Below are 13462 nucleotides of genomic sequence, written 5' to 3' on the forward strand. Positions count from 1 at the left end.
TCCATCGTTATAGAAAATAATATCATTAAAAAAGCCGACTTAATCGAGACTAAGCCGGCTTTTCTACTAAACGTCCCTTGTTTTAAGGTGCCCAATTAAAAGTCACATAAGAGACCTTAGCATGTGAATTAGTCCTAAAGATATAGGTTGAAAAATAACCTCTGATAGTTCTATCTGAAGTTTCCATTCTTATCCCATAGGCACAGTCTATATCAGCTCCAACAGCTGCCATATCCACAGATGTCAACAAACTACCATGTCCAGGGTTGGTGGCCCCAACAATTCCATTGGTGTCCAAGGGAGTACCATCATCATATGTATGAACCGCAGGCGTAATACCTTTACCACCCGAGGCGAGATTCCCACCGAAAAGCAATAAAGAATAGGCATTGAAATGTGCGTCCTTGAAATTACCATAAACATACACTTTTTCCGTTCCTTTATATTTTCCACATTTTTTAATGTCACCGGCTTCGTTTTTAACGGTAACTCCTTGTTGTGGTATGGTAGCCCCTACAAATTCAAAATGCTCTGGTCTCTGATTATCCAAAAACACGGTAACCTGACATGATGCTCCTACCATGGGTGCTTTTGAGGTGCCTGCAAGTTCTATTCGTAAGATATGCTGCCCTGTTCTTGTACCACTACTCCAATTGGCTAAAGGCGTATCACTATAGTTTCCTAAATCCGTATTGTAATTGTTTACAGAGAACCATCCATCTGCATCTGGTGTTCTTTCCGCTACCGTTAAGAAACCTGTTCTATACTTCCTTTTGGTCAATACCGTATTCCAGGTGGCTCCGTTATCATCACTAAAGCGCATACGATAATACACAGCAGCCGAATTATTTATACTGCCCCAAATGGCTATAGTGGCGCCAAAAGGACGGTCAAATATAGTTGGTGAAAAGGTGGTATCATCAATAACCTTACGTGCATACCCTTGACTATTAATATCTTCAACCAACACTTTATTTACATGTTGAATCTCACATTTACCATTCACACTTCCATACGGTCTAACCTGTATACGACACTCTTTAACATTACCCCAAGACGGTCTATACGTATGACTTGTGGGAGCAATCTCCCAACTTAAAATAGCACGAACCCTAATGATGTTTTCCTCTTTACAGCGTTTTAATTTTTTGGACATATCATGCACCCGAAGATTAACCGCATACATTAATGGATTTATATCTCTTGGTATGTCGTGCACCTTGAAATATTTCGTTCCCTCATGCTGATAGCCTAAACCATCTCCCCAATTCACGTAAAACGCAACATACTCTTCACTGCCCGTTGCACATAAATTCCCTTTATAGCCATTTTGCTTTTTAATGGCAACCGTAGCTTCTAGCGTGTCTCTTTCTGGGTATAGCCCTACACAAGTTAACTCCTCATAATTGGTGTTATAATTAAAAGGCTTTACGGGAAGCAACCATTTTGGGTCTATTAATTTTGGCTTGAACTTTTCTAAAATTTCAGGAGGCAGCTTATAGATTTGTTCCACTGCGGATTGAAAATTATCCTTATCCGCCATTGCGGCATAAAAATTAGGGTTTTTAAGGATGTTATCCTTAAAATCAACACGCTCCTTTTCAAGTCCCTTCTTATTATAGTCCAGTGAACTTTGTAACGACTCTATTAGGTCTTTTTTCGAGACCTGAAGATCACTATAGGATTTTACTAAGCTTATATCACTAAATTTATCCGTAAGTAAATCCCAAGATTTCTTGATAGGATCAACCTGAACCCAAGCATCCTTTATATTTCCCCAAGTAGGGATATAATTGGGACCTATTGACGGTGTATTCCAACTTAAAATGGCCCTTACCTTAACCAGATATGGTGTTTTACAGCTCTTCTTTTGAAAATCAACAAACTGTTTTACCGCATAGCATAAAGGCCCCTTACGAACCGCTCCTAAATTATGAGTCTTTACGGACACAGCAGGGCCTACAGACTGGAAGCCGGAGCCATAGTCAACATAAAAAGAAACATATTCTTTGCTACCATTGGAACAAAGGCTACCTCCAAAACCATATGGTAGTTTTACCTTAAAAATGGCCTCTAATTCATCTGTTTCAGGATATAGTCCTATACATTCTAATTCTTCATACTTTGTATCTCCCTTCTTTGGTATTATAATAGGAGGAGCTTTGGGTAGTTTTAATTTTTCAAATGCCCCAAAATAGTTCGGGTTTATATTAACCACCGACTTGAATTGAAATCTTGTGAAATCATAAGAAACTGCTTCAATTGAAGTTTCTGGAAGCTTGATTTCTATTTCATCCAACGCCCCACTATCCGTAAAAATGTTTGACTCATGAACATACATGAGTTCTCCTTTCTTGTTTAAAACTTGCAGATGGGCACTTTCAATTTTCGCATCCTTTTTTTCTGTTACAACTTCTATCTTAAACCGACCGTCCTTATCGGTTCTATTCGATTTAACCATACTGAATTTAAGTAAATTTGCATCTACCAGTTCTACGGTCAACCCATCTAATGAGCACCCCTCTTTTTCGCAGGTTACTCTACCATAAAGCATTTGCCTTGACAATGATTCTTTCATTACATTTTCATTTTATAGATTATTAATTATTCTAGCACAAAGGAACTTTTGAGTCTAATGCTTTTTGCTTTTCTCAAAAGTTACGAGAGGGAATAATCGGGAGAAAGAAATGTTCAAGTATTAGAGTGTGTACTTGTTTTATAAAGAAGAAGGTTGGTCACGCTATTACTAATACGAATATTAGAGATTAACATGCCCAAATTTATACTTAGAAAACCGTGATAATAAGTTAATATGTATACACTGCAATTATCTTTGTACGAATAGTACTATCCTAATTACATTTGATTATTTTGATTAAGAGCGAAGTATTTCATGTAGGATACAACTATTGTATTAACAAACTTTGAATATCAGTCTATATTTCCCCTCTTTGCAAAAACTATAAATATTTGTAAAAAGTCCTAAAAAAAATTAGTTTAATCATAGTACACAGCATAATATAAAGGTTTAAGACGAATAGCGTCCCCCCCCTAAATACGGGCGTTTCTACAAAACTCATAGATGTAAATAGTGTTCATTCAATACTAAACACCAAGTTAAAATTAAAAGCCTTCCCAATAATTTTAGGGCCTTAATTATGAAACTAACTAAACTACCTTATTAATTTCCGATGTTTTGTGTAATGGTGGCTTCAACACCATCTATATATTCCTGTGCTATGGGCCAGTATTCATCTTATAATAAATTTCTTTACTACAGGTTAACGAGATAAAGTTCTTTATAGTCCTAGATTGAGAAACCTTTCCCACAATACAATGAGTGGTAAACTTTTCAATCCATACAAGAAGACAATCCAACCATACAAATTTGGACCTTTTCAATCAAGAAATTCTTTAAATTTCTATATAAACAATTGAAATATAGCGTTATGGAAACAAAAAATTAAAGAACAAAAGCTTGTCCCCATTGAACCTGTTCCAGAAATGGAGCGTATTCAGTAAATTGATAATCTATCGTTTAAGTTCGTAAACGAAGACAACCAAATTGAAACACAGAACATCAAAGACTTTAATGCAGAAAACGAGCGGTTTTTTAACCTTGAAGAAGACCTAGAGCATCTTGAACTCATAGAAACTTCCAAGTGGAAAACTGAAAAAAAATCCATATTCAAATTTTTCTCTTTACCATCACAAGTCCTTTGGGACGAATTTCAAACTGATATTCGCAGTCAGTCTAACCGTAATACCTGTTCCGCTTTCGCCATGGTTGCGGCAATAGAAGCTCGTTATAAACGTGACTATGGTCTGGACCTAGATTTATCCGAACAGTTTTTTTGGCATTGTTATAAATCTACCGGCATTACATTTCCTAAAAAATATAAGTATGAAAACCAATCTTCTTTTTGGGGAGGAGGCAATTCACAGGGAATTAAGCAAACCGTTAATTTCTCCATTCCTTTAGAAGAGCATTGCCCCTACCTATCCGGAAATTCAATGACGGCGCTTAAAAATCAAATTCCTGCCGCCGGAAATCTTCAGTGGAAAAGTGATCCCGCACTAAATACGGTAACACAAGATGAAGTAGATGCTTTTGAGTACTCTCCTCTTTACATTCCCCATAGCGCTAGACAAAATGCCAAGTACGGAGTAAAATCCTATCAGCTTTTTTCTCCTAACGAAATACGAGATACATCCAATCTTGAAAAACTATTGGCATGGGGTAATGAAGTAATTGTGGATGCCAATCTAAAATGGAAGACCAATTCAAATACTGGAGTTAGAGAATATGATGCCACATCATCTGGCGGATATCACGCTTTTTTAGTTGTTGGCTATGACCGTAATCAACAAGTTTTCTATATCAAAAATTCATGGAACGAACCAGGGCTTATACGAGTAAGTTATGAGTTTGCCGAAAATTGTTTTAGCCATGGTTCTATCGTAACCAGTGTAACGGACCCTAAAAAACCAACCTTAAAAAATAGGGCTATCGGAAAATGGAACATGAACCATGACGGCTGGAAAGGAAGTTTAACCATTAGGCGTTTCTCAAAAGAAAACAACCAAATTACCCGTCTGGGGCATTATAAAGCTTCTGATGGTTCCATAAAGGCTATTAATGGTAATTATATTCATGACGGTAGAGGAATCCAATTCTATATGACCAATGATGAAAACACAGACCCAACATTAGAAACAGGACAACAGTTTACCATAGACGTTTATAGTTGGGATGTTACGAAGGCCGCCGGAAATACAATTTGGAAGAATACTGATTATGGAGTCTACCTAAGCCGCACTAACTTTAATAGCAGGTACGGAAAGGATTATTTACCCACAAAATGGAAAGGAACGTGGGATATGAACCACGATGGATGGAAAGGGGTCTTAACTGTCTCCAAAATCACATCAATACCTCTTTTAGGTTGGCTGGTCCATTCTGAATACAAAACATCAAACGGAGCTACTATTCCAGTCAAAGGTCTATTAACCAAACAAGACTCTCACGTTCTACGGATGAATATTAAGTTTTCTGAAGCAAATATGCAACCTTTTATTCTTCACTTTCACACGTGGAGTTCAGATTTGGCAAGCGGCTATACTTTATGGAATGGAAAACGTTTTGGTGCTGTAGCTGTAAAACGATAATTTCTAAATTTCAACTATTGGACGACAGAATGTAAAATGTCTAGTGTGCGTTTTCGCAATTTCAATAGTTCAAAACTTTTTTTAACGGAAGTCAAAGAGAGCAGTTTTAATATTATATATCTAATAAAAAGAGCAACAGTTTCCTGTTGCTCTTTTAACTACTTAACTAACTAAATCATGGGAATAGTTTATCACCTATAAACAACAATTTTTTTTTTAAAATCAATTGCGGGTCTTTAATAATTCATCTATCTCATATTCAATACCATTTTTAATTACGGTTGTTACGTTCCAAGCTTCTTTGATATTGTAAAGAGGGTCTCCGTCTACAATCACCAAATCAGCCAGTTTCCCAGCTTGAATACTTCCCAAATCTTTTTCCACACCTACGGCTTCAGCTGACTTAATTGTTGCTGCTTGTAAAGCTTGAAAAGGTGAAAGTCCGGCTTCTACAAATAGCTGCATTTCCATATGTAAGCTAGTTCCATAAGGAATAAAAGGGGAATCAGTACCTGCAGTCATGCGCCCACCCGCCTCAATAATTGCTACCATGGTCTCATAAATATCCTCGAAATTAGAACCATAACTTGGTCGCATAGCCTTAATACGTGGCATAGCAGATGCCAAATCAGCTACATAACTAGCAGAGTAGAGTGCATTGAGTTGTTTGTTTTTAATCAAATTGGAGTCTTTTTCCATCAACAGAAAAAATCCTCCCTGTAATCCAATAGTCGGAGTTATATTCATCCCTGATTGCGCTATTAGTTGAATCACATCATCATACGTACGGTTCAGCTGGGACTGTTTCATAGAATATCCTCTTCGACTAGTTCCCCGGATGTGCTCTACTGCATCCACATTATATTTGGTTGATGGGAATATCTCATGTGAAGATACAGGTATCCCGATTTTATGCGCTGCCATAGTAATTTCCTTCTGAATAGAATCAGGCATGCGCACATAAGTCTTAATCAAATCATAACCCAGTTTTTCCGCTCGCTTCATTTCAAGCTTCATATGTGGCCCATGTATTACACTATTAGCCAGCCCATAGTATATACGACCGCCATCCGTAAGTCCTCCAGTAAAGAACTCTCTAGGTCCAGGACGACTACCATTGGCCCATGCCTCTTTTCGTTCCAAAGCATCATAGGGGTCCGCACCAGGCTCTCGTACAGATGTAATACCGTAAGATAGCCAAATACGTCCCAAGCGTTCACCAACGCTGGCATGTTGATGGGTGTGCATCTCAAAGAGCCCTGGCATAACAACCTTGTTTGAGGCATCTATTACCTTAATATCCGATCGTTCCTTATGAGGTACAATCTCTTTAAATCGATGATTTTCAACAATTATATCCATGTTGTCAATATATGTACTGTCCACCCCATTAAAAAGCTTTCCTGCATGAACTGCATAAGTCCCTTCTCCCAATTGTGGTTTCCATTCTAGGTCAATCGCAATGTCCTCCTGATTTCCCGTATCAACATCAATCTTCCTCAAATGATCAGTCGCCAAATAGACCATACTCTTTGAATCCCCCGACCAGCTAGGCTTAGCAGCCAGCTCTTCCGTGAGTTGTTTAGGATCCCCTATGATTTCGCCACTCATATCAACGGGTACGGTCCATAGTACACCATCTTGAATATAAGCTATTTTAGTACCGTCAGGAGACCAAAGTGGACCATTTTTACTTCGCATACCCGTAGTTCGGGTAGAGTCTGGCGAGACATAACGCTCGCTTTCACCATTTACCGAAACCAGCATTATTTCACTCGTGCCTTCTCTATATCGAGTGGAAGCAGGTTGAAGAGCCATTAATGCCATAGTTTTTCCATTAGGTGACCAGCTAGGTTTACTAGGTACAAATACTGGGTCATGAATTGGAGTAATTGCACCAGAGGATACGTTAAGTATACTCAATGTACCACGTCCCCAAACATTACGAACGTCAGTAGCATAAAATGCGATGGTTTGACCGTCAGGAGAAAAAGAAGGGGCTAATGCACTCTCTTTTAAATTAGTAAGCTGCTTAACTTCATTGTTTTTTATATTTTTCATCCAAAGATCCATCTTACCGCCTCGGTCGGAGACAAAGACAATAGATTCTCCATCCGGTGACCAGTCTGGATCTATATCCACAAAAACATCATCGGTCAGTTGAGTAAGCTTACCACCAATAACTTGTAAATATATATCGCCCAAAGCGGCAAAAGCAACGGAATTTCCATCGGGTGAAACCACAGGCCCCATTATACCCATAGGAGTATGTGACTCCTGATCATCAAAATTATACGTTTTGCGTGTATAACTAGATCGATTGAGGTGAACGGTAGCCTCAAAGTCAATGGTTTCAAAATCATCTCCATCTAATGTGCGTTTCTTTATTTTACCATCCGCTGTGTATAAATAAGTATTATCATTCATCCAATTTGTACGAAATGGAAAAATATCTTCTCCTTCTATAGAGATATTGCGCAAATCTCCATTCTTGACATCCGCAACAAAAAATGAACTTTTCTTTCCATCGTAAGAAATGAAACTTACCAGACTATCACTTTTGTTCCATGAGGGAGCGGCAAGTTCCCAATCGGAATTAGTTAAAAGTTTCTCTTCATCTTGAGTAATCAAATAAATACCTGGTGATTGACTTCGTTCAGAGACAAAAGCAATTTGTTCACCATCGGAAGAGATAGCCGGGTTATAATCGTTACCCTTATCTGTAGTAAGCTGGCTCAAAGATTGACTATCCAGACGGACCTCCCAAATATCATAGTTTCCGCTACGATCTGAAGAAAAAACAATTGTCTCTCCATTGGGAGACCAGTCTGGCTCTCTGTCATCATATAAGCCGAAGGTTACTTGTGTCAAACCGGAACCGTCTTTTTGAACTGTCCAGATATGGTAATTTCCATCTTTATACGAATGGAAGGCTATACTATTTCCATCCGGTGACCACGTAGGTTCATGACAATCACCAAGTTCGTCTGTTATTGCTATTGCATCTCCTCCTGCAACAGGTAAGACCCATATGGTACCTTGTAAATCTAAGGCCAAAGTTTCTTTGTCAGGAGAAAGAGAAACAGCCATATTTGTTCCTTCCTTCAATGTAACAGCTATGTTATTACTACTGGCAATTTTAGTATTTTCCTTTACATTGGAACAAGAAAAAAGTACTAGAAGGAGTATAGTTAATAAAGAAATAAAAGAAATTTGACGCATTGGTATCTGTTCTTTAGAGTGAATTAATATCATCCATTATTGTAATTAAATAATTAAAAAGTATTTATTGGTGTAGTGGTAAAGATATCCGGCACCGGATTAGGGGTACTGGTATTTGAATTGATTTCTTCTTGACCGTAGATGAACCTTTCTGGAAGGGTTTCCCCTGAATTAGGCTGTATCTTTATACCTATGTTTTCATTACGGGTCCGCCTAATATCATTAAAACCTAATAACTGACCGAAAAAAGTCACATACCTTTCTTCCAATATTTCCTGAAGTAGCGCCTGTTCTTCCGGCAAGCCATCTATGTTAGCAATTCCTCCAGCTGCAAAGTCATCTATTGAATAGGGCTCGTACATATATGTAAAATCAGAGTTCTTATATGTGGGGTCAAGATAGCCTCCTCCGTTAAGATAAGCCCGATATGTATTCAGGTGTTCTAAGCCAGCATCAAAACCTTGAGATCGTGCAGCAGCTTCTGCTAATGTAAGTAAATTCTCAGAATAGGTTATCAATGGAAAACTTTGGTCTTGACTAGCAAAGCCTCGTAAAGAGTCTCCCACTGAGGTAGAGTAAGTATTAGGTTCTGTACCAGCGGTAAACCTTGCATTTTCTTCTGTAATGAAGTAATAATTGTAACGTGCGGTCTCATCTGTTTTTGCATTCCCCCTATAATTTGAACTATTGGGGTCTAACAATGTTGTAATATGTGCGTTACTTGAGTTCATATCTCCTGCCCGAGAACGTGCTACAAATGTGTAAAGTGTATTTTCGTTTGCCCCTACAGTACTACCATGTGGAGCAGTCATTGAATTATTAGAAGAACTAATACCGTCTTCAGCTGCCATATAGGCCAATTCGTATTCACGAGTTTCAATATACAATCGAGCCTTTAAAGTATAAGCAGCTTCTAACCATTTACCACCGTCACCTCCATAATAAATGTCCGCTACACCTACAGAACCAATTTCTGATTCCAATTCCAAAATGGCTTCATCCAATAATGTCTGTAAACCGTTATAGACATCTGTTTGCGCATCAAATGCTGGATTATCAAATTCATCATTGGCAACTTCAGATAAGGGAACATCTCCCCAACCGGCAGCAGCAGCTCCAACGGCATGGGCTTTTAATACCTTAGCAATACCTACCATAAGCCGATTGTTAACTTCTATAGATTTAGCTTCTATTAAGTTCGCTTGTTGAAATACACCGTAATAAATATTTTGCCAGATTTGGCTAAAGCTACTGCCATTAACATTGTAAACTTGAATATCAGCATATTGTCTATCCACACCCGTAAAATAACCTGACCACATCCCCCCTATACGTGCCACATGAGCCTCATGAATAGTAATATTGGCCAATTGAGCACTGGTTAATAATAGCGTGGCGGAGGCATCGGTCGGATTGTTCGGGTCATTATTTAGGTCTTCTACAATAGTTTCGCAGGCCAGTAATCCGATTAAGAAAATAAATGAAAATATACGTTTCATATAATTGATTCTAGAAGTTTATAGATAGAGAAAAAATGAAGGACTGGGTTCCAGGACTATTAAAATAATCCATACCTCGCCCATTGGAAGCTCCCGTAAGGTTAGTCTCGGGATCAACACCGACTACATCGGTCAGTAACCAAAGATTTCGTCCTGTAACCGAAAAAGTAACAGACTGTAATTTGGTGCTCTTGCGAAAAGCTTCTGAATTAAGTGAATACCCCAATGTTACTTCACGCAAACGAGTCCAACTCGCATCATAGACATGTTGCTCTTTCAGCGCACTAAAACCACTTCCTAAGGTGGTATAGTAGCTCTGGTCCAACAACACAGGTCCCGCTCCAAAATCTTCAATATTTCCGCGAACCGTGCTACCCGCAGCAATAATATCACCACTATAATTTACCAGGTCCTGAGTCAGTGTCACCTCATTTCCATTATCTTCGTGAGTTCCGAAATTATACATTACACCACGGGTGCCACTATAAAGATCATTACCCTGGGAAGTCTCAAAAAGTATATTTAATGATAAGTTTTTATACGAAGCATTAATACCTGCTCCTCCTCTCCAATCAGGATTCGGATCACCTATTACACCACTACTAGGGTCTATTGTAGGAAATCCATTTTCATCTAGAACTATAGAGCCATTATCATCTCTTGCATATTTCCCTCCCCACAATACACCTACAGGATGCCCTTCTACCGCTTGGGAACTAACAAAATTTGGAATTCCAGCTAAATAAACCGATTCCGTACCCGCTAAGTCAAGAACTTCATTTCTATTTCTATTAAAATTTAAAAATGGTGAAATTTGTAAATCTTTATTACTTACTACATCAAAACTCAAATCTAACTCAATTCCCCTATTCTCAAGCTTTGCTGCATTCGTATACTTACTTACGAAGCCTATTGATGGTGCTAACGTGATTGGAACCAATAAGTCGTTTACCTGATTATAATAGTATGTAAAAGAAGTTTTGAGTTTATTATTAAAGAAACGAAGGTCTGTTCCTACCTCAAATTCTGTTTTCCGCTCTGGTTTGAGTAAGGCATCACCTTGCTCTGGACTCTGAATAAAGGCTCCATCACCATATTGTGCTCCATCCAAAACATCTCCCCATGGAGAATTAGAAAAACTAGTTGCTACAAAATCAGTAGCCGTTCGATAAGGCTGTGGTTGTACTCCAACTGTACCAAATGATGCACGTAATTTACCAAAAGACAATATTTCCGAATTTTGCAAAGCACCTAAGTTGGAAAATTGCCAAGCTATGTCAGCTGCTGGGTAATAAAATGTATTTTTAGTTTCTTCACCAAAAGTTGAAGAAGATTCACCTGCCAAAGAAAGGTTTAAAAAAATAGACTCATAGGCCTCAAGATTTAAAGTGGCATAAGCTCTAGACGTACGGATTGTACTTCTGTAGTTAAATGGTGATTTATTTTCCGTTGCGGCATTGTCAAAACTATAAGGAGGGTTGGTTGTGACAAGAAAGCCAGTAATATCTGCACCTAGATAGCTATATTTGCGATCATTTATATTGAAACCCAATAACAGAGTACTTGAAAAATCTTTGCTAATTTCTTTGGAGAATCGCCCAATTACATCAAGGTTCAACTCTCTTTCTTGAGTAACTTGTTCTTTAAAATAACCGTTTCCTGCTCCTTGAACTTCGTTTGCAGGAAAAAAACTATCTCTTTGATCGGTGTAGTTATCAATCCCAACCCTAGCAGTAAGGTCAAACCAGTTAAACGGCATAATCTTAAGCTCTGAACTCATAATAATACGATTGACATTAGAAGTATTTTCTTGCTGGTACAATGGCCATAAAGGATTGTTGTAAATTGGAGTGGCGGTATTACCTAAATAACGACGATAAGATCGTTGCCTATTTTCAATAGGTGCCGCATTAGGTTCTGAATAGTAACTACCTATATAATCTGTTATATCAAAGTCTGGTGGGTTTCGTAAATAGGCCAAAATTGTTCCAGAAGTATTGTTCCCGCGTTGAACACGATCGGAATTACTGCTAATATATGTGGCATTAGTGGTCATTTTTACCATATCGTTAAAACGCTTTTCTGTATTAAATCGAATTGTACTACGCTTATAATTGCTATTTGCCTTATAAATACCATCTTGATTTAGGTGTCCTACACTAAAGTAAAAGGTGGAACTTTCGTTTCCTCCACTTAAACTAACTGAATTATCCATCGTGAATCCATTAGAAAAAATTTGATCATAATTAGAATCATCTAAAAAATCTTGCTGGTTTTTTTCTAGAATTGGGTAATAACGATTTCCCGTAATATTGCCCTCAAAGTATTCTCCAGAAGTATCAAGTACATCTGCAGCTCCTGAACGATTACTGATTTTGTCTCCCCAAGACTGAGATGACGTAGGGCTATACACCCCATTAGAACCTTGTCCGTATTTATTCTGCTTAGGGTGAAATATATTAATCTGGTCTACAGAATATGACGAACGAAAAGAAACTTTCATTTTCTCCCCAAAGCTTCCTTTTTTAGTAGTAATCATGATTACCCCATTGGCAGCTCGAGAACCCCAAAGTGCGGCAGCCGAAGCCCCTTTCAAGATTTGAACCGAAGCAATATCATTAGGGTTAATGTCATTCATACGTGATTGTTGAACAACACCTCCAGAGGTATTACCATCGGCATTAGGCGAATCATCCTGAGAGTTATTACTAATTGGAATACCGTCCACAATAACGAGTGGTTGGGAACTTCCGGTTATAGTATTTGCTCCACGAATCTGGATAAATGACCCAGCTCCTGGATCGCCTGAGGATCGTGTAATGCTCACCCCGGCAGCACGTCCTGACATACCATTTATAAGTTGTGCCTCCCCTGTTCGCGCAATAGATTCGCCCCCTACTTTGGAACTAGTTGCACCCATCTGGTCTGCATCTTCTTTAAATCCCAAAGCTGTAACTACTACTTCGGATAAATTTTCCGCTGAAGTTTCTAAGCTTACATCTATAGTTAATTGATTATTTACTGAGATCTCTAAAGTAGCAAAGCCAAGAGAAGAAAAAATAAGAGTCCCATCATTCGGGCTCTTTATTTGATAGTTACCATCAAAATCTGAGATAACACCAATAGTTGAATTCTTAATAATAATATCCACACCTGGAAGTGGTTGTCCGTCTTCATCGGTAATATGGCCAGATATACTAATTTCCTGCGCACTTACGGTTGAACAAATGCAGAAAAAAATAACCGACAACAGTAATTGTTGTTTCATAGAGTATCATTTTTGGTTAGAATAATTCGCAGGCAGTCAACTAGTTATTCATCCTGATTTTGGATTATAACTATTGGCTTACGTACTTGTAGGAAAGTAACCGGTTACTAACAGTAATCAGTGCAATTGCACATTACTTGAGGTAATATTAAAAATAAATTGAATTAGATAAAAGAACCTCAGATATTTAAGAAAAAAGAAAAGAATACAACATACGGCGAATTGCTGTGAATTTGGCAGAAAGCAGATACTTTAAAATAAAATAATGGCCATAATTGATTAATGAAAAAGAAATATTTCAACA

At 38.1% G+C, this 13462-nt stretch carries 5 protein-coding genes; 1 reads left to right on the top strand and 4 read right to left on the bottom strand.

The window, feature by feature from the left end:
• Positions 1-82: 82 nt before the first annotated feature.
• Complete coding sequence (locus tag H9565_RS19210; RefSeq protein WP_215441997.1) at positions 83-2578, bottom strand: hypothetical protein; 2496 nt, start codon at positions 2576-2578, stop codon at positions 83-85.
• Positions 2579-3684: 1106 nt separating this feature from the next.
• Here H9565_RS19210 and H9565_RS19215 point away from each other — a divergent pair.
• On the top strand, positions 3685-5169 hold the full coding sequence (locus tag H9565_RS19215; protein WP_317195450.1) for a C1 family peptidase: 1485 nt from the start codon (positions 3685-3687) through the stop codon (positions 5167-5169).
• Positions 5170-5391: 222 nt separating this feature from the next.
• On the opposite strand, the gene H9565_RS19220 is transcribed toward H9565_RS19215, so the two are convergent.
• From H9565_RS19220 to H9565_RS19230, 3 genes are read right to left on the bottom strand one after another with little or no spacing between them, the layout of a single operon-like run.
• Positions 5392-8424, bottom strand: a complete 3033-nt coding sequence (locus tag H9565_RS19220; protein WP_215441998.1) for a DPP IV N-terminal domain-containing protein — start codon at positions 8422-8424, stop codon at positions 5392-5394.
• 20 nt (positions 8425-8444) lie between these two features.
• Positions 8445-9890: a SusD/RagB family nutrient-binding outer membrane lipoprotein gene (locus tag H9565_RS19225; RefSeq protein WP_215441999.1), complete on the bottom strand. Its 1446-nt coding sequence runs from the start codon at positions 9888-9890 to the stop codon at positions 8445-8447.
• 10 nt (positions 9891-9900) lie between these two features.
• Positions 9901-13158 (bottom strand): SusC/RagA family TonB-linked outer membrane protein, encoded by a 3258-nt coding sequence (locus H9565_RS19230; RefSeq protein WP_215442000.1) that lies wholly within the window; start codon positions 13156-13158, stop codon positions 9901-9903.
• Positions 13159-13462: the final 304 nt, after the last annotated feature.

The sequence above is a fragment of the Zobellia russellii genome (genome assembly GCF_018728565.1).
GTDB lineage: Bacteria > Bacteroidota > Bacteroidia > Flavobacteriales > Flavobacteriaceae > Zobellia > Zobellia russellii.

What these genes read in the sequence shown, in the direction of transcription:
- H9565_RS19210 (WP_215441997.1), bottom strand. Translation starts at nt 2,578, where the DNA reads ATGAAAGAATCATTGTCAAGGCAAATGCTTTATGGTAGAGTAACCTGC.
- H9565_RS19220 (WP_215441998.1), bottom strand. Translation starts at nt 8,424, where the DNA reads ATGATATTAATTCACTCTAAAGAACAGATACCAATGCGTCAAATTTCT.
- H9565_RS19225 (WP_215441999.1), bottom strand. Translation starts at nt 9,890, where the DNA reads ATGAAACGTATATTTTCATTTATTTTCTTAATCGGATTACTGGCCTGC.
- H9565_RS19230 (WP_215442000.1), bottom strand. Translation starts at nt 13,158, where the DNA reads ATGAAACAACAATTACTGTTGTCGGTTATTTTTTTCTGCATTTGTTCA.